We start from the raw sequence: 23,894 nt of genomic DNA, 5'->3' as shown, positions 1-23,894 counted from the left end.
TAGAATGAACAAAAAATTATGGATTGCAGCGCTGCTGGTAACGGTTATGACAGTTGCTGCTGGATGTGGAAGCAAGCCAACAGCTGCTCCAGCTCCAAATCAGACTCAAGGTGCGGGAACAGAGAATAATGCGTCTGAAGATCAGAATGAGACGGATATTACTGAACCTGTAACCGTGGACCCGGAGGATACAACGACAATGACACCGGGTACGACAGTAGACAGCACGGAGGGTACAACGACTCCATCGGGTGGAACTACATCGGAGAAACCTGGAACTTCCGAAAGCAATGAGAAGAAAACCATTGATGTGTACTACACAGATCTGGAAGAGTTGGAATTACACAAAGCAACGGCAGATATCACTTACGCTTCGGATGATGCCAAGTACAAGGCTGCATTTGCAGCACTGCAACAAAGCAAGGACGACAAGCTCGTTCCGCTTTGGGCGAAAGAAATTGAATTGAAATCTGTTCAGTTCAAAGACGGTGCGCTTACGCTGGATATCCATATGCCGGACACGGCACGTCTTGGTGCAGGTGGTGAAGTATTTGCCATTGATGCTTTGAAGCAAACGTTCTTCCAGTTTGATGAAGTCAAATCGCTTGATTTGCTGGTAGACGGCCAGAAATCCGAGAGTTTGATGGGACATGTGGATCTTGAGCATCCAATGACACGATCCGAATAGGCTGTACAGCATGTTGTTTTACCGTGAATCTGCGGAATATCGGCCGTTTTACATGAGAGAGGGGAATCACAGGTGACTTTTAAATATAACAATCCATCACACTCTAAAAAAGTAGTTTCAGCCGTGCTTGCAGGCATGATGGCCCTTAGCGCCGGCGGAGCTGCCATGGCAGCAGAATCAACAGATACGGGGCAAGGCCAGACTGCAACTGTAAGCAATACAGCTGCACCAACCGGTTTGTTCAGTGATATCAAGGTCGGATACTGGGCTGAGAAACATGTGTACAAGCTGGCCTATCAAGGCATTCTTCTCGGTAATAACGGCTTGTTCCGTCCGGGAGACGCGGTAACGCAGCAGGAAGCTGTGACGATGGCGATCCGTTTTATGAACAAGGAGGACCAGTTGAACGGCAGCACGGCTACGGCATTACCGACAAATATGGAAGTGGGAAACTATTTCAAGCCATATGTCGCTTTGGCGCTTCAACTGGGACTGATTGATAAAACGGAAGAATCCACTGTGGATGTGTCCAAAACATCCTGGGGACAGAAACAGGCATCACGTGAATGGATTACAAAATTGCTGATCCGTTCGTTGAACAAAGATGCTGAAGCGAAGGCGCAAAACAATCAATCTACCGGATTTGCTGATAATGATAGCATTTCCGAAAGTGGTAAAGGTTACATCAATCTGGCTGTAAGCCTGGATCTGGCCAAAGGCGTAGATGGTAACAAATTTAATCCAACCGGTTCTGTAACGCGTGCCCAACTCGCTACATTCTTCAGCCGTGGCGAAATGTTAACGGATACGAAGTATGCGAACACATTCACGGGTTATGTAACTGGATTAAAGGATGGGCAGATTACGCTTGTTGTGGACGGAAAAGCTGTCAACTTTGCAGTGAACAGTAGTACGCCTTACTTTACAAAAGACAGTGAATCCCGTGCATCGTCTGCGGATGTGAAGCTGTATACAAAAGTTCAGATTGTAGGTACTACCGGTACGGCTTCGTATGTCGAAGTGGTTGATGCTACACCACAGGTAGAAAGCGTTGAAGGTACGTTTGCCCGTTCATTGTCAGGGAATAAAATTGGCTTGTTTGTAGGCGAGAATTATGAAACGTACGGCTATGATGAGGCAACGGCATTTATCGATCAAAACGGAAATGCAATCAAACTGTCTGATATAACAGCAGACAGCACCATTGAAGTACAGCGTGAGACGTTCTCTGCTGACAAAAAGACAGTTGTTATTCGTGTGAAGTCCGGTATTGTCAACAAAAGTGATAGTGGCGTTGTTGCGGAAGTAACGACTGCTGCCAAAACGATCAAGCTTACGAATGCTGCCGGAACTACAGAGCAATATACCTACAACGATAATCTGATGATTCGTTACCAGGACCGAATCCTTTCCCTGGCCGAGCTCAAAGCGGGAAGTGCAGTGAAGTATACGGTGAAAGACAGCATCCTGCAAACGATCGAATTGTCGCAAGGTGTAGAGCAGTCTTTACGCGGTACACTGGTGGAGATCGGTGGTAACCAATCGACACTGACGTTTAAACGTGAAGGTGGATCACTGGAAGCGAAGCTGCTTGCAGAAAAGCCGGAAGTCATTATTAACGGAATCCAGGATGCTGCGCTGAATGATCTGATTACGGACGCAACCAATGGAGATCAGGTTGAACTTACGCTAAACTCTGAAGATCGTGTGACGCGCATTCAAGTGATTGGACGTCAGATGGAGCCAATGAACGGGGTTTCCGTTGTATCCTACAACGGTAAAACAAAAGTATTGACGGTTCTCGACAGCAATAAAAAACCGTTTGTGTTCACGCTCGATGATAAAACGAAGCTGGACTACAACACATCGAAGCCTACACTTGCTGGATTGGAGTCTTTGTTGAATGATGGTCGCAAATTGGATCTGACGTATGTGGGAACTCGTGCGTTATCCGTTAAAGTGATCTACAAATACGAAGGCACAATCAGCAGTATTGATACCTCGGGCAGAAAAATCAGTTTGTTGTCTGGAAACCAAACGATCACGGTACCGTACTCTACAGTTCCAACCATCGAGATCTACAACAAATCTGGAGCAAGTCTTAGTGATCTGAAGATCGGAGATAATGTCACAGTTACGCTGGGTTCGAATCAGGACTATGTGCAAAAAGTGGCTTTGAACACCGTGGCTCAATTTGAAGTAGTTTCTGTAGAGACTAATGGTCGTGTTCGTGTGAAATCGGATTCGCTGACAAGTCAGTTCTACGTTGATCAAGCGGTACTGACAGGAGAAAGCGGTCAGACTATTACCGCTTCACAATTGACAGCCGGCAACCTGATTAACGTTACATTTGAGGGAACGACGCCTAAAGCGGTCCAAGTTGTTAAACGTACGCTTGCGGAGGTTACATCTGTTGATGCTTCGTCCGTTACACTGAAACTGTTTAATGGTCAAAGTGAAACGGTTCCTGTTAGTGGTTCTGTAAAAGTGGTCAAATCGGGATCTACGTTAACCACTCTTGGCAGTCTTACTGTAGGTGACCGTGTTGAGATGACGAAGGACACGGATAATTCCACCCGTTTCAGAGTGTTGACAGTGATGAGCAAACAATTCTGGTCTTATGATGGAGTTGGCAACCAAATTTTGGTTAAACGTGAGTCCACATCGGACACGAATTATCGTTTTGCACTGGGTACAGGCGCATTTGTTCACCAGGGTGACAACACTTTAAGCGTGCAATCTCTCAAAGATAATGATAATATTGTATTGTATCTCCTGAACAATGTTGTACTGGAGATCCAAAAACAGTAATCGTTTCTTTTCGAGGATCAAAAGAATGACCGTCTTGATGCGGGATCTTTCCCGTATCAGGACGTTTTTTTTGCAAGATTTTTGGGGTCCCCGCAAAGTACTCGAAAGAAGCTACGAAGTAAGGCTCCACCGCGTGGAGTCATTTTGTGGGAGGTAGCTCTTCATGAATGCAGCCACTGTTAGGCATATACTCGATACAATGGAAGCAATGTTTCCTGATGCACATTGCGAATTAAATCACAGCAACGCGTTTGAATTGACTGTAGCCGTCCTGTTGTCTGCCCAGTGCACCGACGAAACGGTAAACAAGGTAACTGCAGACTTGTTCAAAAAGTACACCAGTCCTGCCGATTATCTGTCCGTTCCTCTCGAAGAGCTGGAGCAGGATATCCGGCGGATCGGCTTGTACCGAAACAAGGCCAAGCATATTCAGAACATGTGCCGAATTTTAATAGAGCAGTATGGCGGTGATGTACCTCAGGAACATGATCAGCTTGTGACCCTCCCTGGTGTCGGGCGGAAAACTGCAAATGTCGTTGTATCCAATGCATTTGGAGTCCCGGCAATTGCGGTGGATACGCATGTTGAACGAGTATCCAAAAGGTTGGGACTGGCAGGTTGGGATGATTCCGTACTTGAGGTCGAGAAAAAACTAATGAAGCGCGTACCCCGGGATGAGTGGACTTTAACTCATCATCGGATCATATTTTTTGGACGCTACCATTGCAAGGCACAAAACCCGGGGTGTCATGTTTGTCCATTGCTGGACAGATGCAGAGAAGGGAAAAAGCGTATGAAAACGTCCCAAATCAGGAAAGATAAGGAACGTGCCACAACCCCAAAACGAAAAATAAATTAATGAGCAGAAGAGGATGAGTAATTATGAAATGCATTTCCGTGTACACTGACAATTTTGAGGCCTTCTCCGATATTTTCGAACAAATCGTTGAACAGGAAATGGCTGAAAACGAAGAAAAAGAAGTAGAAGGCATCACTGTAAGCCATTCTGGCGATGTGCCGGAACATTATCTGGAGCGTATGTCCACGAAACCAGAAGTGGTTGTTATGAGAGACAAAGGTCGTAACATTACGATTTTGCAGCATGGACAAGTATTTGAAATTTTGCTGCCTTCGATGGAGAACGCTGTTTCTTAAGAGATTCGCAATAATAAGATATGCTGCTTCTATGTCACAGGCTTTACCTTTTGAAGGTGATTCCATGGGGCATGGACGCAGCAAGCTTATGGAATTCAATCGTTTCACAGATAAAACCGACAGCATCGGTTTTATTTTTTTATGTGGAAAATAGCAAACCGTTCAATTTCAAACTTGATAATGGTAAAATAAATGAATTATAAGATAAAGACATCGGAACAGATGTCAAATTAGAGGAGCCAGGGGGAAGGCCAGTCATGTCCAGAACAGATTACCCAGTAGAGATGGCTATACCTCTGCTTCCACTGCGAGAAGCGATGGAGCAGACAGGGGACCATACAGCTGTACAGGCTTTAACGGATTTGATCAGTAAGGCGGAAATGAAACAGTTAACGATTGCGTTTTGTGGACACTTCTCTGCAGGCAAATCGAGTCTAATTAATAGTTTATGTGGCAAGCGTGTTTTGCCTTCGAGTCCTGTACCTACAAGTGCGAATGTTGTATCGATCCGTAACGGTGAGCCGAGAGCACTCATTTATACGTCATCGAACGTAAGCGCTGACAATTCCGCGGGAGTTCTTGAGGTTTCGCCCGAACAATTGGAGGAGTATTGCAAGAATGGTGGGGCATACACCTCCATTGAAGTATGGGATGACATTCCCCTACTGAAAGATGATGCGGTATTACTGGATACGCCAGGCGTGGATTCGACCGATCAGGGCCACAGCCTTGCAACACATTCAGCACTGCATCTTGCCGATGTGGTGTTCTATGTGATGGATTATAATCATGTGCAATCGGAAAGCAATCTTTCCTTTGCCAAAAGTCTATCGGATTGGGGCAAACCGTTGTTTCTGATCGTAAACCAGATTGATAAACATCGGGAACGGGAGCTTTCGTTTGACCAATATGTTGAAGGTGTAGAAGCTATTTTTGCAGCCTGGGAAGTTCGGTATGATGGTCTGCTGTTTACTTCGCTTCGTGACAAGGAGCATCGTTACAGCCAGTGGGCGCAGCTTCCTCAACTGATTGAACATATGATGAAGGAGAAGGAAGGGTTAATCAAGCACAGCCTTGCAAGCTCTGCGAGCCATGTGACGGAGCAGCATCTGACAAGACAGGCAGAAGAACGCGAAGAGGAAGAGACAGTGCTCCTGAAGGAAGTTGGGGGCAAGGAAGGTATCGAACGTCTGGAACGGGAGCTGGGTCTCTTGGATCAAAAGGAAGCAGAACTTCGTTCCAAACCCTCGCGTGAACGTGAAAAGTTCCGGGCAGAGTTGGAACCCCTTTTGGCGAATGCGAACCTGACCCCTGCCGATATTCGTACCTCAGCCGCGGCCTATTTGGAGAGCCGTAAATCTGGTTTCCGTGTAGGCTTATTGTTCTCTGGTGGCAAGACCGAACAGGAGAAACAGCGTCGTGCTGCTGAACTTGTTAGACTTTTGCAGGATCAGGTTTCGGGACAAGTCGAGGTTCATATCCGTACGATGCTCAGACAGCTGGGTGAAGCCCATCAGCTATGGAGCGCTGAGTGGGAGCAGGCGCTGAACGCGGAGCTGCCTGTGATAGATGAAGCACTGCTGGAGATGAAGCGGAGCGCCAGCGCAGAGGTATCTCCCGAGTATGTGCTTCAATTCAGCAAAGATGTACGGGGCGAGATTGAGGCCCGTTACCGCAGGTCGGCCATGATGCTGGCCGACCGCTTGCTTGAGGCGCTTGGCGGGCAGGGCGAAGCCGCGCTCCAGGCGCTGGACGCCAGCCGCGCAGCGCTGCTGGCGCAATCCGCGTCGGCGGCGCGCTACACGGCGCTCCAGCGCGCCGCCGACGCCGAGGCAGCAGGGCTGCGCAGCCTGCTGCCTCCTGCGGGCCCCCTCACCTCCGGGCTGTTGCCGGAGGTGCAGGGCCCGCCCGTGCCCGCGCACGAGCCGGGTGAAACACCCGGCCCGCACACGGGCACGGCAGAGTCTGTGGCTGCGCAACCACAGACTCCAGGGGCACCGCCGCCGCGCACAGCGGCGGTGCACGGGCAGCCGGCGGCTGGCGCACAGCGCCGCCGGCGCCTGGACGCAGCGGCGGCACGGCTGGAAGCCGCTGCTGCGCTGGTAGAGCCGTACCCCGCCATGGGGTCGGCGGTACGGGATCTGCGTGCACGCGCGGCTTCGCTTGCGGGCGGCACGTTTACACTGGCGCTGTTCGGAGCGTTCAGCGCCGGCAAGTCCTCCTTCGCCAACGCGCTGCTGGGCGAAGCTGTGTTACCGGTCTCGCCGCATCCAACGACAGCGGCAATTAACCGGATCATGGCTCCGTCCGGTGGCACGGAGCATGGAACTGCCCGTGTCCGGATGAAGACCCTGGATGCCTTCCAGGAGGATCTCGCGTATTCCTTCCGGTTGCTTGGACTGGGCGAGCCTGGGGCAGACTGGCAAAAACGGGTCAGAGCCCTTTCTCCACAGGATGTGCATCCGGCGGGGCGTCCACATTACAGCTTTTTGCAGGCAGCCGCAGCAGGCTGGGAGAGTACCGCCAATCAACTGGGCCAGGATGTGCTGGTGGATCTGAACGGATATCGTAACTTTGTCGCCAATGAGAAAAAGTCTTGCTTTGTCGACAGTATCGACCTGTACTACAGTTGTGATGTGACAGAACAAGGCATTGTCCTTGTAGATACACCAGGGGCAGACTCCGTGAATGCCCGTCATACGGGCGTAACTTTCAATTATATGAAGAATGCGGATGCACTCATTTTCGTAACGTACTACAACCATGCCTTCTCTCAGGGAGACCGACAGTTCCTGAATCAATTGGGACGGGTGAAAGACAGCTCGGCAATGGATCAGATGTTCTTTGTCGTTAATGCGAGTGACTTGTCTTCCTCTGATGAAGAGTTGGAGCAGGTACTGGACCATGTGAGCACACAACTGCGCAGTAATGGCATTCGGGCACCACGCCTCTTTCCTGTATCGAGCATGCTGGCAATGGAAGGCAAGACAGGCAACGATGCGAAATTGCTGGAGCAATCCGGCTTTATTCAGTTCGAGGAAGAATTTAACCGGTTTGCAGGAAGAGAGCTTGCGGATCTTGCGGTCGGTGGAGCTTCTGAAGAGATCGTACGGGTGATGAAACGTCTTAAGACACGTGCCGAGGATGCAGCCCAGGGAGAAGAGGTACTACAGCGACGTCGGGATGAGCTGGGCTCAATCCAGGAACAGTCTCTTCAGAGGGTACATTTGCTCGCAAAACGGTCCATGAAGGCAGAGTTGGCTCAGGAAACGGCTGAATTGCTGTTCCATGTGCGACAGCGCCTGGGTTATCGTTTTGGCTTGTTTATGGCAGAAGCGTTCCATCCATCCGTTCTTCGTGAGGATCGCGGAAACCTGAAAGCAGCCTTCGCTGCATGCGGTCGCGAACTGCTGCGCATGATTGCCATCGAACTGGAACAGGAACTGCTTGCGACTACACTCCGACTCGAACAGGCGGGTCAGTCTTGGCTGCTCAAGCAAGTGACCGAATGTGTAGATGAATTGAAACGATTATCCGGAGGCATGGATCTGTCGTTGCCGCTGGACGAACGCTGGAGTACACCTGTTTTGGAAGAGGTGCGTTTGGAAGAACCTTCGGGTTGGAAAGCGTATCTGAGTTATTTCCGTAATCCAAAACAGTTCTTTGAAGGAGATGGACGACAGCGGCTGCAGGAGGCACTTGACCCCGTTATTAAACAGATGGTGATCGATGTTCTGCCTGCTGCGGAGAATAAGCTGGTCCAGTTCTATGACAATAAGCTTGGGCAGTCTTTGCAGCATAAATCCCGTCAATTGGAAGAGAGACTCGAGGAGGCTTTGGGTGCCCTTCAGGAGACACTGACCAGTGGAATTCCTGCCGAAGAATGGGAGAGTCTGGCTGTACAACTGGGGCAAATTGGACGTGAATAAAAGGTATTCAAACCCATGTCTGTATGTAAACGGTTGTAAAACGAAATGAGTTATATAGCGATATTCTGAAATGTTGTCGTTGTACCCAAAAAGGCTCCTGCCTCTAAAGGCATACAGGGAGCCTTTTTTGGTCCGAACAACCTGAAAGGAAGAGAATATTCAAACATTTGATTGATAGGAGGGTATCTACCTCCGTTATTGACGCATTAAGGTGAAAGTAGCCTGAATATGGTCGCTTATTCGCTTTGCCGCGAATGGGGGACGGTGATAAACTTCATAAATGTTCATACTGTTTTTGAACGATATAAGAGGAGGAGAGACATGGATGTTCTCAGGCAATTGCAGATCTTTTTCTGGGAGAAACGCGCGTATTTATTTTTATCGATCTTATGCCTCGCCATAGCGACCGCGCTTGGACTGGTGTATCCGAACCTGCTAAGGATACTGATTGATGACGTCATTACTCCGCGTAATTTTGAAGACGTTCCCAAACTGGCTTTGACAGTGTTAGGTGTCGTTATTCTGAAAGCGGGAATGCAATTTTTACACGGTCTTTTTGGAGGTCGCCTCGGAAATTTCCTGGCGTACCGACTTCGTAACGCTTGTTACGAAAAGCTTCAATTTTTGTCCTTCCGGTATTATGATACGGCCAAAACGGGAGATTTGATGTCCCGCCTCACGGGAGATCTCGAAGCGATCCGTAACTTTATCGGATTTGGCTTCGCTCAAATTCTCAACATGGTTCTGATGGTCGTATTCGGCGCAATCATGATGATGACCATGAGTTGGAAGCTTACCTTGCTAACGCTCATATGTATTCCTCTGCTTGCCTTCGTTGCGCTGAGATTCGAATCCCGAATTCACCCCGCGTTCCAGGAAATGCGGCTGGCGCTCAGCTCTCTGACGACAGCAGTACAGGAGAATATTACAGGAGTGCGTACTGTAAAGTCATTTGCACGTGAGCCTCACGAAGTGGAGAAGTTTTCCGTCCGCAACGAGCGCTACAAAACGAACCAGATTCATGCAGCAACATTATGGAGTCACTATTTTCCGATCATGGAGATTCTCGCTTCTGTCAGCGTAGTTCTGCTGCTCCTAATTGGTGGAAACATGGTTATTAACAACTCGCTAACACTTGGTCAACTCGTTGCCTTTTTCAGTTTGATCTGGTACATAATCGGTCCAATGTGGAACCTTGGTTTCCATATCAACAACTATACGCAATCCAAAGCATCGGGTGAACGGGTGTTGGAACTGTTGAATACGCCGGTAGATGTGCAAGAGACAGAAGATCCAGTCATTGTGGAGGCTGATCAAGTCAAAGGGCATGTGACCTTTGAGTCCGTTACCTTTGCTTACGGCAATAAAATGCCGGCCGTAACCGATATTAACTTTGATGCGCCACCAGGCTCCGTTATCGGCTTCCTGGGAGGAACAGGCTCAGGTAAATCAACGATTATCCAGCTCCTGATGCGTGCATATAACGTGAACTCGGGCTCCATCAAGCTGGATGGCAAAAATATTAAGGACATTGGAATTCGCAGCCTTCGGAGTCAGATTGCTTCTGTGTTCCAGGAAACGTTCCTGTTTTCTTCCAGCATTCGTAACAATATTTCTTATGGACTCAAAAATGTAACCATGGACGAAATTATCCGCGCAGCCAAACTGGCTAAAGCTCATGAGTTCATCATGGAATTCCCTGAAGGATACGATACGGTTGTAGGTGAGAGGGGAATGGGCCTGTCGGGAGGACAGAAACAGCGGATTGCAATTGCTAGAGCTCTGCTGAAAAACCCGAAAATTCTCGTTCTGGATGACGCAACCAGTGCAGTCGATATGGAAACCGAGCATGAAATTCAATCCGGATTCCAGGAAGTTATGCGTGGAAGAACGACGTTTATCATTGCGCATCGGATTTCTTCCCTGCGTCACGCAGATGAGATTCTGGTATTGGATGAAGGACGTGTCGTTCAACGTGGCACACATAAAGATCTCATTGAACAGTCTGGGCCTTACCGGGACGTATATGAGATTCAATACGCAGATTATATTGCCCGCGGTAAGCGGGAGGCTGGGGAGCAGGTGAATTCATGAGTGCCGAAACGGTAGCCGATAGGCGCGAGGTCAAAGAGACCTCTGACAAGAAAATGAATGAACGTTTTGTATATCAGGACGACGAAATAATTGAAAAACCGTTTAACTGGCGTGAGTTTGGACGTTTGTTCTCGTACATGAAGCCTTACGCAAGACAACTCTTGCCACTCATTATTCTAATGATGATACTGGGTACCATAACGAAATTATCCGTGCCATTTTTGATCAGTTTGGCGATTGATAAAGCGATTGCACCTGCAACAGGGTTGCCAAGCTTGACGATGCTTTATATTATTGCTGGTTCTGTGCTTGTATTGTACCTGATTCAATGGGCGGCTAATACGTATCGAATCAAATTGACGAACATTATCGGGCAAAGGGTCATTTATGATCTTCGCTCGGATCTGTTCAAACATATTCAGAAGCTGTCCTTTAACTTCTTTGACAAAAGACCTGCAGGCTCGGTGCTGGTGCGTGTCACCAATGATATCAACTCCCTGCAGGATCTGTTCACCAACGGTGCGGTCAATGTCATGATTGACTGTGTGCAGCTGCTCGGGATTATCGTCATTTTGCTGTTGATCAACTGGAAACTGGGCCTTGCGGTCATTATTACCGTTCCGCTCATGTTTATTATTTCGACCAAACTGCGTGTGTTGATCCGCCGTGCCTGGCAGGATGTACGCATGAAGAACTCACGCATCAACTCCCATTTGAATGAATCCATTCAGGGGATTCGTGTGACTCAGGCCTATACGCAGGAAAAAGAAAACATGAAGTATTTTGACAACATGAATCTGTCTAGCAAAAAATCATGGGACAGAGCATCGGCCATGAACCAAGGCTTTGGTCCTCTGATTGAAATTACGGGCGGCTTCGGAACGTTAATCCTGTTCTGGTTTGGTGCTTACCTGATTCAACAGGATCAACTTACAATTGGATTGCTCGTAGCTTTTGCCAACTATGTCGGGAACTTCTGGGACCCGATTAACCGACTGGGACAGATGTATAATCAGTTGCTCGTTGCCATGGCTTCCTCTGAACGGATCTTCGAGTTTATGGATGAGGAGCCAAGTATTGCTGATAAACCTGGAGCCAAGCCACTTTCTTCAATTAAAGGAGATATTGTATTCGACAATGTCGTGTTTGAATATGAGAAGGGCAGACAGGCGCTGAAGGGAATCAGTTTCGCTGCAGCTGCCGGACAATCGATTGCACTTGTAGGACATACGGGTTCAGGTAAAAGTACCATTATCAATCTCATCAGCCGTTTCTATGACATTTCTGGCGGACGTCTCACCATTGATGGTCATGATGTAAGAGATGTCACGGTTGAAAGTTTGCGCAGCCAGATCAGTATTGTGCTGCAGGATACGTTTATCTTCTCTGGTACGATCAGAGATAATATTCGTTTTGGACGGCTCGATGCAACCGATGAAGAAGTGGAAGAAGCTGCGAAGGCTGTTAACGCCCATGAATTTATTATGAAGCTGCCGGGTGGATACGATACGGAAGTCGAAGAACGCGGGAATGTATTATCCATGGGACAACGTCAACTGTTATCCTTTGCCCGTGCCTTGCTGGCCGATCCACGAATCTTGATTTTGGATGAAGCAACTGCCAGTATCGACACCGAAACCGAGCTCAAAATTCAGGAGGCTTTGAAAGTGCTGTTAAAAGGAAGAACTTCCTTTATGGTGGCCCACCGTCTCTCCACGATCCGAAATGCGGATAATATTATCGTGCTGGATCATGGCGAAATCAAGGAAGAAGGAAACCATGAGCAACTTATCCAGAAACAAGGAGTTTATAATGGATTAATAGAAGCTCAATACAGATTTTTGTAAAAATTGATCGAAAAAACACAAAAAATCTTGTAAAATTCACAAGAAAAATAGGGAGCACTCTTGCATTCTTTAACCAAAACCCCGAAAATAGAGAGATAGATATAGAAGATTTCTCTTTGGGAGGATTGGAAAGAACATGTGGGGTGCTCCATTTTCGGCTCAAGCCAAAAAAATGCTGCTATTGGGCAGCGGAGAATTGGGAAAAGAGGTCGTTATTGAGGCCCAGCGACTGGGAGTAGAAACGATCGCTGTTGATCGTTACGAAAACGCACCTGCCATGCAGGTTGCGCATCGGTCTTACTGCATCGACATGTTAAATGCCGAAGCTCTGAAACAATTGATCCGAAAGGAACAACCTCATTACATCGTACCTGAGATTGAAGCAATCGCAACAGAAGCTTTACTCGAGCTTGAGGAAGAAGGATTTTGTGTCGTTCCTACGGCCCGTGCTGCCCGTTTAACGATGGATCGCGAAGGCATCCGCCGTCTGGCAGCCGAACAATTGAACCTTCCGACAGCGGCCTATCTTTTTGCGGACAACCTGGAACAACTTCAGGAAGCTGTTCGTGAATTGGGTACACCATGCGTCATCAAACCACTAATGAGTTCTTCCGGTAAAGGGCAGAGTGTATGCCGTACATCCGATGACGTAGAGGATTGCTGGAACATTGCTCTTTCGGGAGCGCGCGGCAAATCCGTACGAGTCATTGTGGAAAGCTTTGTGAAGTTTGACAGCGAAATTACGCTGCTCACGGTTAGATCTGTCTCAGGGACAGTATTTTGTCCTCCGATCGGTCACATTCAGAAAGATGGGGATTATGTCGAATCATGGCAGCCTCATGCGATGACACCCGAGCAATGGGAGCAAGCTTGTCATATTGCCAAGTCTGTTACCGATGAACTTGGTGGTTATGGACTGTTCGGGGTTGAATTATTCCTGACTTCAGATGGAGTCGTGTTCAGCGAGGTATCGCCTCGTCCGCATGATACAGGCATGGTTACTATGGTAACGCAAGATAGTTCCGAGTTTGCACTGCATGTGCGTGCAATTCTTGGTTTTCCGGTTACGGGTGTACATTTACTGACACCGGGAGCTTCAGCAACGCTGAAGGCTAATGATGAAACATCTGACTTTACTGTAGGCGGGATTGAAGAAGCACTGGCGCTTCCTCGTACTCAGGTTCGTGTATTTGGCAAACCTGAGACCAAAGTGGGACGCCGAATGGCTGTAGCATTAAGTGCTGGCCAAGATGTGGAAGAAGCTCGTAAAACAGCGGTACAAGCCGCTAATATGCTGAAAGTGGAGGTAAATCATGTCCAATAATGTTGAGGCCCCTGTACTGATGATCCGAGAGTGTGAACTGCGAGATGCTGAAGCGGTAACGGGACTGATGCGAGAGGTCAGCTATCCCACAACAGCCAATGTCATGAAAGAGCGCATTGAATGTTTGGAAAGCAATCCAAACGCATGCATGCTTGTTGCCGAAGTGGATGAACAAATTATTGGTGTGATTGGCTTGCAATGTGTGCAAAGTCATGCCTATCCGGAACCTGCTGCACAAATTACGTCCTTGATTGTAGGGCAAGAACATCGTGGGGGCGGAATTGGCCGTCGTCTGATGGCTCATGCCGAGGATTGGAGCAGACAGCAAGGTGGTAAACAATTGTTTGTCACTGGAGCGAACCGTGAAGTGACTTCAACAACCTATTCTTTCTACGAGCATATTGGTTTCCAGAAGAAAGGCTATCGTTTCAGTAAAGTCCTTCTATAGAAAAAGAGTTTTATTTTATCGCAATCTTCACGTTTTTAGTGTGGTGAATGATGAATAAAAGATAAGTGGCATTCGGTAAGCATTTTTTGTCCGGATGCCCTTTTTTTATGCCGCAATTTAAGGTTGATGGTTGCGATTTTGGCTGATATGCCAGCGTTTTAAGATCAGCTTGCAGGATATGGTGCAATGTAGTATAAACCGTCCACACCCATTTGAAACAGGATCTAAAAATGACAAAAAAGTAACTTTTCCATAATTTATGGGTTCACAATCTACTATTGAATTGATATACTCCTAGAGTATTAATTACAAAGTTGTCATAACTAATTTCTAAGGAGATGAATGAATTTGAAGAAGAAATGGATGAAAACCGTCGTAACCAGCAGTCTGACAGCCGTACTTGCCGTAGGGGTTATGCTCCCTGCTTCCGCTTCTGCTGCAGATGCATCATATAAAACAACTACTAAAATTGCAACGTATAAAATTACGAATGCAGAAAGCATAAGAGCGTATATTGAACAATGGCTGAAAGATAATGGTTACACTGTATCCAATGGCGAAGGGCAAACAACAGTAGAAAAGCCTGCAACACAGCCTGATCAAACTACTAAACCTGCTCAACCGACAACACCTGCTAAACCGGTAACACCTGCAAAACCAGCTCAAGAAGATAAACCGGCAACTACACCTGCCAAAGATCCTTCGAATAGTGGAACTGGGACGACTACAGGAAATACAGGCAACACTGGCAGCGAGAGCACACAATCGGATTTTGCAGCTCAGGTCGTAAAACTTGTGAACGCTGAACGTGCGAAAGCAGGCTTGAGCGCATTGGCTTCCGATGCTCTTTTGGACAAAGTGGCTGTAGCCAAAGTTAAGGATATGAGCAACAACAATTATTTTGATCACCAATCACCGACCTATGGTTCTCCATTTGACATGATGAAACAATTCGGAGTGACTTACAGCTATGCTGGTGAGAATATCGCAAAAGGGCAAAAAACACCTCAAGAGGTTGTAACAGCCTGGATGAATAGCGAAGGCCACCGTGCAAATATCATGAGCAAAAACTTTACGAAAATCGGTGTTGGATACTACAACGGTTACTGGGCTCAAGAATTTATCGGCAATTAATGAATTGTATTAAAGAATAATCTAACTTTTAGTTCAAAAGGTTATGTCATCACAGCTTAAAGCTGTGCGTGGCATAACTTTTTTTTGTAAAAGATTATTGGATATTGAATTCCACTTATATGTCGGCAAAATTTGCAAATTAACGACAGAACATTTATGTTATTTAGAAAAAGCGTCATCTTAATATGAAATCATTTTAAATTTTAGGTACCCGACCAGGTGTACATGAGCGGAGATGTGATGAATGAAAAAAAGAAATCTTGATTCAGCGCCATGGATCTGGAGAACCATTAGCACAGTATCCATCTTGACAACATTGCTGCTGTTATTTGGATTTGGATACGCCATTAAAGATGTCATTTTTCCTGAAGGAGATGCCCAATTAGGTACAGGACAACAGACAACGACACCTGCGAAGGATAATGAGCAATCAAAGCCTGCCGTGAAAGATGGCAAAATTCGAATGGCTGTGATCGGTGATTCCCTGGCAAGAGGTACGGGAGACGATGAAGGGCTTGGCTTTGTAAGACGGGCCGGTAACTTGCTCAAAAATCAGGGATATGATGTGCAGGTGCTGAACAATATGGGTGTGAATGGTTTGAGAACAGATGCATTGTTGAGCAAGCTGGATGAACAGGGTGTACGTTATGTTTTACAGCAATCCAACTTTATTCTGTTGTCGATCGGAGCCAATGATCTATTCCAGGGTGGGCAAGTTCTTCAGGGAGAGGATGCGCCAACAGCAGAGTCATTAACTGCGGCATTGCCGGAGACGTCGAAGCGTTTGCAGGAGATTTTGAAGAAAGTAAAAGAAATTAACCCTGACGCACAGATTGCCTACATAGGGCTTTACAATCCGTTTGGAGATGTGAAGGAACTCAAAGAGCCGGGAAATGCGGTTGTAGCTGCATGGAACGATGCTGCAATGAAGGTTCTGAACAACGAGGACAAGATGACACTTGTGCCAACCTTTGATCTGTTTGAAAATCATCTCGGACAATATCTGTCGTCAGATCATTTTCATCCTAATGGAGAAGGCTACGAGCAAATTGCGGTTCGGATTGCACAGGAATATCAGGCAGAGACTCCAGCAGAAGGGAGCGGGAAATAGATGGTACAAGATTTGACTCAAGAACAGTTGGATTCCGTATTGTCCGTGCAACATCTGAAGAAAAAGATTGGACGCAAGTGGATCATTAAGGATGTTACGTTTGACGTCAAACCAGGCGAAATTTTTGGTTTTCTGGGACCCAATGGTGCCGGAAAAACAACAACCATTCGGATGTTAGTCGATCTGATTAAACCAACAGAAGGTAAAATCCAAGTCTGTGGTTATGATGTCAATCGTGATCCTGAACGAGCTCTGAAATACGTCGGTTCCATAGTTGAAAACCCTGAAGTGTACACCTATTTGACCGGATGGGAGAATCTTGAGCATTTTGCCCGCATGCAGCCAGGGGTGGATAATGACCGTATTCAGGAAGTTGTGGATATTGTACGCCTCGATCAGCGGATTCATGATAAAGTAAGAACTTACTCCCTGGGGATGCGTCAACGGCTTGGCATTGCACAGGCATTGCTTGGACGTCCGCGACTGTTGATTCTGGATGAGCCAACGAACGGACTTGATCCCAAAGGGATTAAGGAACTTCGCGTCTTTATTAAGCAGCTTGCAAGCGAAGGCATGGCTGTCTTTGTTAGCAGTCATTTGCTTAGCGAGATTCAGCTTCTCTGTGACAGAGTGGCAATTATCAGTGCAGGGCGTGTGCTGGCAGTTGGCGGCGTGAATGAACTGATTGAAGACCATTCCAAATTGGCGATATGGCATGTTACTCCACTGGAAGAAGGTAAACAAATGCTGCTGAATGCAGGGGTTTCCCTCGTGGATCGGCCTGCTGATGTTATGGATGATACCATTGTTGCAGGACTTGGTCCAAATGCTGTTGTTGCTGAAATGCACGAAGATCGGATTCCGGCTCTGGTGCAGCAAATGGTGCAAGCAGGCATTCAGGTTGAAGGCGTGCAGCGGATTCAGCCTACGCTGGAACAGCTATTCTTAAAAATGACAGAAGGTGAATCCATTGAGTAACATTATGCCGCTGATTCGAAACGAAACGATCAAGATGGTAAAGAAAAAACGTCTTTATATTATTTTTATCGTCCTCGCGGTTCTGGTTCCGATGTTTACGTATGCTCAGATGAAATCTGCGGAAAATAATCGTGACAAGTTTGGCGGCGACTGGCGTCTTGAACTGCAACAGGCCATCACGGATAATCAAAACTCTCTTGGCAGTGACCGGGTACCTGAAGAATACAAAAAGTACAGGACTGTGTACATCCAGCAAATGCAATACTATCTGGAGAATGACATCAATCCGAAGGAGCCTGGCGGTGTAACTTTTACGCGGGAATTCATGAATAATGCCGTTGGACTGTTTATCCCACTGCTCATTATGGCAATTGCTTCGGATCTGGTATCCGGTGAGCGGACCACAGGTACGATTAAAATGCTTCTGACCCGTCCCGTCAAACGTTGGAAAGTGCTGCTGAGTAAACTTATCACGTTAATTATGTTCGTCTCGATTATTGTGGTGTCGGCGTACATTATCTGTTATGTCATCTCGGGAGCGGTGTTCGGATATAAAGGTTTCGGCATGCCGATCTTTACCGGATTCAAGGTTGTGGGTACGGATGTCGATATGTCAGCCGTACATGCTGTGGACCAGTGGCTATATATGCTGATGCAGGCAGGACTGATCTGGTTTGTCAGTATAATTGTGGCGATGCTCGCCTTCATGGTCTCTGTTTTAGTGCGAAGTACAGCTGCAAGTATTGTTATCATGATGGCAGCACTCATCGCAGGAACCATTCTCACCAGTATGGCCGCATCTTGGCAATCAGCCAAGTATTTATTCATGGTTAACCTCGAACTTCCGGATTATTTGTCGGGCGGATTGCCACCAATCGAAGGAATGAATTTGGGTTTTTCCCTTATTGTGCTTAGTGTTTGGGGCATTGCTTCACTCTTTGTGTCATTCATTGTCTTTACGAAACGGGATATCTTGAATTAAAATGGACAAGGATAAGAAAACATCTGTTTGCATTTCAGGCATTTTTTTAGTTGCAAGTTAAGAAGGGGGAGCATGAATGGTCGAGCAAATCGATATGTCGGCAGGTTCGACAGGCGGAGGACAAGGGTCTTCAGGCTACGACGCGGACGACATTCAAGTACTTGAAGGACTGGTTGCGGTACGGAAACGGCCGGGGATGTACATCGGCAGCACCAGTACTTCGGGTCTACATCATTTGGTATGGGAAATCGTGGACAACGCTGTCGACGAACATCTCGCCAAATTCTGCTCCAAAATCGATATCACGCTGCATAAGGACGGTTCTGTTACGGTTCAGGATAACGGAAGGGGAATTCCGACAGGTATACATAAAACAGGGATTCCTACTCCCCAGGTCGTGTTTACGATTTTGCACGCAGGCGGAAAGTTCGGTGGATCAGGTTATAAAAAATCCGGCGGTTTGCACGGTGTAGGTGCGTCAGTTACGAACGCATTGTCCGAATGGCTTGAAGTCGAGATTTTCCGTGATGGCAAGATACATCGTCAACGATTCGAGTATTGGCAGGACAAAAAAGGCATTGAGCATGTCGGAGAACCGGTATCAGGTCTCGAAGTATTGGGCAATACCAATCGGACGGGGACCAAAGTTACGTTTAAACCGGATATTCGCGTTTTCCAGAACGGCATTCAATTGAATTATGATACACTGGCAGAGCGTCTTCAGGAGATTGCTTTTCTGAATTCGGGTCTGAGAATTGTGCTCAAGGACGAACGGTCAGGCAATCAGGATGAGTATATGTATGAGGGCGGAGCAAGTCAGTTTGTTGCTTTTCTTAACGAAAATAAAGATGTGCTGCATGATGTCATTCACTTCTATGCGGAGAAGGATGATATTGAGGTCGAAGTGGCGATTCAGTATAACGCCGGTTATACGGAAACGTTGGCATCGTTCGTGAACTCGATTCCCACTAGGGGCGGCGGTACGCATGAGACCGGATTCAAAACGGCTTACACTCGGGTGATGAACGAGTATGCGAGACGCACCAGCATGATTAAGGAAAAAGATAAAAACCTCGAAGGTAATGATTTGCGTGAAGGCATGATGGCGGTCATCAGTGTCAAAATGTCGGAGGTTGAATTCGTTGGACAAACGAAGGATCAACTCGGTAGCGCTTCCGCGCGTAGTGCAGTGGATTCTGTCGTGTCCGAGAACATCCAACGGTTTTTGGAAGAAAATCCGCAGGTAGCGCAAACCTTGATTCGCAAAGCAGTTCAGGCCTCCAGAGCCAGAGAAGCTGCACGGAAAGCTCGGGATGAGATGCGGACCGGCAAAAAACGCAGTGAGAGTTCCAACCTGAACGGCAAACTGACTCCGGCACAATCCAAGGATTTTACCCGGAATGAACTGTTTATTGTCGAAGGGGATTCCGCAGGTGGTTCAGCCAAACAGGGACGTGACTCCAAGATCCAGGCGATACTCCCGCTTAAGGGTAAACCGCTCAATCCGGAAAAAGCAAAATTGGCCGATATCCTCAAAAATGAAGAATACCGTGCCATTACATCCGCGATCGGAGCAGGCATTGGAACCGAATTTGCAGTTGAAGACAGCAATTATTCCAAAATCATAATTATGACGGATGCCGACACAGATGGTGCACATATACAGGTATTGTTGCTGACTTTCTTCTACCGCTATATGAAACCACTCATTGATGCAGGCAAAATATATATCGCTCAGCCGCCATTATACAAACTTACACGCAAATCAGGCAAAATGGCTAGTGTGCGTTATGCGTGGACTGATGAAGAGCTGGCGAACTACATGAAAGAATTTGGAAACAATGTGGAGCTTCAACGTTATAAAGGGCTTGGTGAGATGAATCCGGATCAACTGTGGGAGACAACGATGAACCCGGAAACGCGGGCATTGCTCAAGGTGGAAATTGTCGATGCAGCTAAAGCGGAACGTCGTGTATCTACACTTATGGGTGATAAGGTTGACCCGCGCAAACGCTGGATTGTAGAGAACGTTGACTTTACAGAGTACGAAGAATAGAAGGTGCTTGGAATGAGTCTATCAGAACAATTTATGCCGGCCTTTCTCGAAGAGGTCGTAGGTGACCGTTTCGGTCGCTACTCCAAATACATTATTCAGGACCGGGCCATTCCCGATGTACGGGATGGATTGAAACCGGTGCAGCGGCGTATTCTTTACGCCATGTACGATTCTGGTAATACTCCGGAGAAACCATACCGGAAGTCCGCAAAAACGGTTGGGGATGTTATGGGTAACTACCATCCTCACGGGGATTCCTCCATCTATGATGGTATGGTGCGGATGGCACAGCCATGGAAAATGGGGCATATGCTTGTGGACGGTCATGGAAACTGGGGGTCGCAGGATGATGACCCGGCAGCGGCCATGCGGTATACGGAGGCCCGTTTGTCGCCCATCGCAATGGAGATGCTTCGCGATATCGAGAAACGGACTGTTCTGTTTAAGGATAATTTTGATAATACGGCCAAAGAACCGGTTGTATTACCATCCCGTTATCCGAACCTGCTGGTCAATGGTGTAAGTGGGATATCTTCTGGATTTGCAACGGAGATCCCTCCACATAATTTGCGAGAAACCATTGATGCTTGTATTGCCGTGATGGAGAAGCCTTCGATAGAACTGGACGAGATCATGATGTTCATGAAAGGTCCGGATTTTCCGACAGGCGGATTAATTATGGGTGGCGATGGAATTCTCGATGCTTATCGTACAGGTAAGGGGCGGATCTATCTTCGCTCCAAAACCGATATCGAGAATATGCGTGGCGGCAAACAGCAAATCGTGATTACCGAGATTCCTTATCAGGTTGTAAAATCCCGTCTGGTTACCGCGATGGAGAACATTCGGCTTGAGAAAAAGGTTGAGGGAATTGCCGAAGTGCGGGATGAAAGTGGACGTGAAGGCCTGCGAATCGTGGTTGAACTGAAAAAAGAGGCAGATGCACAAGGCATCTTGGCCTATTTGCTGAAGAAAACCGACTTGCAGGTCACTTACAACTTCAACATGGTTGCGATTGTAAACAAAGCCCCTCAACAATTGGGATTGAAATCAATCCTCGAGGCTTATATTGCCCATCAGCGTGAAGTGGTGACGTTCCGTACCCGCTTTGAGCTGGAGAAGGCAGAAGACCGTGCACATGTCCTGGAAGGTCTGGTCAAAGCTCTTAACATCCTTGATGAAGTTATTGCGGCTATTAAAGCCTCGAAGAACCGTCAGGATGCTCAAAATAATCTAATGTGGATGTTTGGTTTCTCCGAACGTCAGGCGGATTCCATTCTGACTTTGCAATTATACCGTTTAACGAACCTGGAGATTACTTCTCTGGAAAAGGAACTCGGCGATCTGATGAAGAAGATCGCGCAATTACGCTCCATTCTGGATAGTGACCGCAAACTGATCGGAGTCATCCGCAAAGAGCTGATGGAGATTCGTGAGAAATACGGAATTGATCGTCGCTCAGCCATTCAGGGCGAAGTGGAAGAACTTAAGGTTAACCTTGAGGTGCTGGTGAATGCGGAAGATGTGTTTGTCACATTGTCCAAAGAGGGATATATCAAGCGTACAGGCATGCAGTCATTCACACGATCCGGCGGTGAACGTAACGCAAGTGGTGTGAAGGAAGGTGATTATATCGCTCAGGTCCTTGAAGTTAACACGCTTGAGAACCTGCTGGTATTTACGAAGAAAGGCCAGTATTTTCTGTTACCTGTGCATCAGGTGCCGGAATTCAAGTGGAAAGATCCGGGGACAGCGATCGTGAATGTTATTCCTCTGGCAAAAGATGATCGGATCTCAAGTGTGCTTGCTGTTAAATCCTTTGAAGAACCGGACCACAGTCTGGTCTTTGTCACCCGCAGAGGGCAGGTTAAACGTACCGAACTGAAGGAGTATGTCACCAAGCGTTCCGGCGCTGTAGCTGCATGCAAAGTCGGCAAGGACGATGAGGTGTTATCCGTTCATCTAAGTACAGGTGGCAAGGACATCATGCTGATCACCAAAGAAGCCATGGCGATCCGTTTCCGTGAGGATGAGGTGAATCCGATGGGACGTGTGTCTGGAGGCGTACGTGGTATTCAGTTAAAAGAAACGGATGAAGTCGTCTCTGTGCTGTGGGTGGAAGGTGACGAAGGCGAGATTGCTATATTGTCTGACCTGGGTTATGGTAAGCGCTCGCTGCTGCTGGATTATGCTCTGCAGAGCCGTGGCGGCAAGGGACTGGCAACATTTGAGTTCAAGGAAGGCAAACGGGTGAAACCGAATGGGAGCCGAATTGCCGGAGCGTTCTACTGCAGGGAACAACGGAATGTAACGGTGATGACCAAGGAAGGTCAATCACATCACATTTCTTCCGAAGCTGTACCTATTACTGAACGGAAGCATATCGGTAAATTGCTTGTGCATGTGGACAAACAGGATGAAATTGTGGAGCTTATCATGGATCTCGCAGAGAATCAGACAGCTTCTTCCTGATATAAGGATTCAAGAAAGACTCTTTGCAGAGCAGGGAAACCTGTCATGTGAAGAGTCTTATTTTGTTGTTCGAACGCGGATTAAAAGAGGGTCTCCATGCGAAGTTTAACAACCTTCGTCGATTACGGTCGATCGCTGGGAAATTGAAAAAAGGCAGCAGGAATGCGGCTTTGAAGGGCGAAAACTTAAGCAGGTGAAGTGATAACCCGTTGCAGAGAGGAGCGATTCAAGATGTATAATTCCGATTTTGCCAAGTGCTGGTCGAAGCTGACCAAGGACTACAAGCTGCATATGGATCATGAGCTGGCACCGTCGTTAACAGAGGCGCAGCTGGCCGTACTGGAGGTTCTTGAGGATCACGAGAAGATGAAACCATCCGATCTGATTCCTTTTCTGGCTACAACACCCGCAGCAGTAACGATGTTGTTGGATCGTATGGAGAAAAACGGTCTGATTCGCCGGGATCGGGATGATCAGGATCGACGAATTGTATGGGTATCCTTATCTGATAAGGGACGTATGGAGACTGAACGAGGAATCACAATTCGCAATGAATTTATGAATTCGGTCCTCAGCAACATATCAATGCATAACCAGCAATTACTGGTATATCTACTAGGCAAAATGACGACGCAAAAAACAAAAGAGCATGCCTTATCCACATCTTAATTGACGAGGGATGTGCGAATAATAATAACCATGGAACTCTTGCTAAAACATTGCAGGAGGACTGTGGTTATTTTTTATTTATAGTGTAATTTGAAGATTTTTGCCTTCTCTAGAGGACTGAGAATAAATTCTAAAATTTTATATGTAAAGAGTTGACTATGTAAATATTTTTGTTATAATAAGTAATTGTTCCCCT

Annotated in this window: 16 protein-coding genes; all 16 read left to right on the top strand. The window is 47.1% G+C overall.

What is annotated here, in order from left to right:
- Positions 1–4: 4 nt before the first annotated feature.
- The 16 genes from MHB49_RS21840 to MHB49_RS21765 all read left to right on the top strand — a co-directional run bounded on the left by MHB49_RS21840 (position 5) and on the right by MHB49_RS21765 (position 23,698).
- Positions 5–688, top strand: coding sequence for a GerMN domain-containing protein (locus MHB49_RS21840; RefSeq protein WP_405152990.1), 684 nt, complete (start codon positions 5–7; stop codon positions 686–688).
- A 72-nt stretch (positions 689–760) separates the two neighbouring features.
- A complete protein-coding gene (locus tag MHB49_RS21835) occupies positions 761–3,499 on the top strand; it encodes an S-layer homology domain-containing protein (protein ID WP_405152989.1) in 2,739 nt (912 codons plus the stop codon).
- A gap of 163 nt (positions 3,500–3,662) precedes the next feature.
- Positions 3,663–4,358, top strand: coding sequence for an endonuclease III (gene nth, locus MHB49_RS21830; protein WP_405152988.1), 696 nt, complete (start codon positions 3,663–3,665; stop codon positions 4,356–4,358).
- 23 nt (positions 4,359–4,381) lie between these two features.
- Positions 4,382–4,654, top strand: coding sequence for an NAD/NADP transhydrogenase alpha subunit (locus tag MHB49_RS21825; protein ID WP_090900431.1), 273 nt, complete (start codon positions 4,382–4,384; stop codon positions 4,652–4,654).
- Positions 4,655–4,911: 257 nt separating this feature from the next.
- Positions 4,912–8,583, top strand: a complete 3,672-nt coding sequence (locus MHB49_RS21820; RefSeq protein ID WP_405152987.1) for a dynamin family protein — start codon at positions 4,912–4,914, stop codon at positions 8,581–8,583.
- 321 nt (positions 8,584–8,904) lie between these two features.
- Positions 8,905–10,677 (top strand): ABC transporter ATP-binding protein, encoded by a 1,773-nt coding sequence (locus tag MHB49_RS21815; protein WP_405152986.1) that lies wholly within the window; start codon positions 8,905–8,907, stop codon positions 10,675–10,677.
- Complete coding sequence (locus tag MHB49_RS21810; protein ID WP_405152985.1) at positions 10,674–12,524, top strand: ABC transporter ATP-binding protein; 1,851 nt, start codon at positions 10,674–10,676, stop codon at positions 12,522–12,524. Before MHB49_RS21815 ends, MHB49_RS21810 begins: the two co-directional genes overlap by 4 nt.
- Before the next feature lie 136 nt (positions 12,525–12,660).
- A complete protein-coding gene (gene purT, locus MHB49_RS21805; protein ID WP_064636942.1) occupies positions 12,661–13,848 on the top strand; it encodes a formate-dependent phosphoribosylglycinamide formyltransferase in 1,188 nt (395 codons plus the stop codon).
- Positions 13,838–14,296 (top strand): GNAT family N-acetyltransferase, encoded by a 459-nt coding sequence (locus tag MHB49_RS21800; protein ID WP_405152984.1) that lies wholly within the window; start codon positions 13,838–13,840, stop codon positions 14,294–14,296. The genes purT and MHB49_RS21800 overlap by 11 nt, the downstream gene beginning before the upstream one ends.
- Positions 14,297–14,644: 348 nt before the next feature.
- On the top strand, positions 14,645–15,430 hold the full coding sequence (locus MHB49_RS21795; RefSeq protein ID WP_405152983.1) for a CAP domain-containing protein: 786 nt from the start codon (positions 14,645–14,647) through the stop codon (positions 15,428–15,430).
- A gap of 244 nt (positions 15,431–15,674) precedes the next feature.
- On the top strand, positions 15,675–16,541 hold the full coding sequence (locus tag MHB49_RS21790; RefSeq protein WP_405152982.1) for a GDSL-type esterase/lipase family protein: 867 nt from the start codon (positions 15,675–15,677) through the stop codon (positions 16,539–16,541).
- Positions 16,542–17,519: an ABC transporter ATP-binding protein gene (locus MHB49_RS21785; RefSeq protein ID WP_247898153.1), complete on the top strand. Its 978-nt coding sequence runs from the start codon at positions 16,542–16,544 to the stop codon at positions 17,517–17,519.
- Complete coding sequence (locus MHB49_RS21780; protein ID WP_091000306.1) at positions 17,512–18,501, top strand: ABC transporter permease; 990 nt, start codon at positions 17,512–17,514, stop codon at positions 18,499–18,501. Before MHB49_RS21785 ends, MHB49_RS21780 begins: the two co-directional genes overlap by 8 nt.
- Positions 18,502–18,577: 76 nt before the next feature.
- Positions 18,578–20,557 (top strand): DNA topoisomerase IV subunit B, encoded by a 1,980-nt coding sequence (parE, locus tag MHB49_RS21775; RefSeq protein WP_247898151.1) that lies wholly within the window; start codon positions 18,578–18,580, stop codon positions 20,555–20,557.
- Positions 20,558–20,569: 12 nt separating this feature from the next.
- Entirely contained in the window at positions 20,570–23,029 is a 2,460-nt protein-coding gene (gene gyrA, locus MHB49_RS21770; protein WP_247898150.1) for a DNA gyrase subunit A, read from the top strand.
- Between the two features lie 231 nt (positions 23,030–23,260).
- The gene (locus tag MHB49_RS21765; protein WP_405152981.1) at positions 23,261–23,698 is read left to right on the top strand and encodes a MarR family winged helix-turn-helix transcriptional regulator; all 438 of its coding nucleotides are present in this window, start codon (positions 23,261–23,263) and stop codon (positions 23,696–23,698) included.
- Positions 23,699–23,894 lie beyond the last annotated feature (196 nt).

The sequence above is a fragment of the Paenibacillus sp. FSL K6-0108 genome, assembly GCF_045040695.1.
Lineage (GTDB): Bacteria > Bacillota > Bacilli > Paenibacillales > Paenibacillaceae > Paenibacillus > Paenibacillus pabuli_B.
The sequence above is the reverse complement of the archived record's forward strand: the minus strand, read 5'-3'. Positions and strand labels throughout refer to the sequence as shown.

Excerpts from the sequence above, each read along its gene's own strand:
- MHB49_RS21825 (WP_090900431.1), top strand. The coding sequence starts at position 4,382 with ATGAAATGCATTTCCGTGTACACTGACAATTTTGAGGCCTTCTCCGAT.
- parE (WP_247898151.1), top strand. The coding sequence starts at position 18,578 with ATGGTCGAGCAAATCGATATGTCGGCAGGTTCGACAGGCGGAGGACAA.
- gyrA (WP_247898150.1), top strand. The coding sequence starts at position 20,570 with ATGAGTCTATCAGAACAATTTATGCCGGCCTTTCTCGAAGAGGTCGTA.
- MHB49_RS21840 (WP_405152990.1), top strand. The coding sequence starts at position 5 with ATGAACAAAAAATTATGGATTGCAGCGCTGCTGGTAACGGTTATGACA.
- MHB49_RS21800 (WP_405152984.1), top strand. The coding sequence starts at position 13,838 with ATGTCCAATAATGTTGAGGCCCCTGTACTGATGATCCGAGAGTGTGAA.
- purT (WP_064636942.1), top strand. The coding sequence starts at position 12,661 with ATGTGGGGTGCTCCATTTTCGGCTCAAGCCAAAAAAATGCTGCTATTG.
- MHB49_RS21790 (WP_405152982.1), top strand. The coding sequence starts at position 15,675 with ATGAAAAAAAGAAATCTTGATTCAGCGCCATGGATCTGGAGAACCATT.
- MHB49_RS21765 (WP_405152981.1), top strand. The coding sequence starts at position 23,261 with ATGTATAATTCCGATTTTGCCAAGTGCTGGTCGAAGCTGACCAAGGAC.
- MHB49_RS21815 (WP_405152986.1), top strand. The coding sequence starts at position 8,905 with ATGGATGTTCTCAGGCAATTGCAGATCTTTTTCTGGGAGAAACGCGCG.
- MHB49_RS21810 (WP_405152985.1), top strand. The coding sequence starts at position 10,674 with ATGAGTGCCGAAACGGTAGCCGATAGGCGCGAGGTCAAAGAGACCTCT.
- MHB49_RS21785 (WP_247898153.1), top strand. The coding sequence starts at position 16,542 with ATGGTACAAGATTTGACTCAAGAACAGTTGGATTCCGTATTGTCCGTG.
- MHB49_RS21820 (WP_405152987.1), top strand. The coding sequence starts at position 4,912 with ATGTCCAGAACAGATTACCCAGTAGAGATGGCTATACCTCTGCTTCCA.
- nth (WP_405152988.1), top strand. The coding sequence starts at position 3,663 with ATGAATGCAGCCACTGTTAGGCATATACTCGATACAATGGAAGCAATG.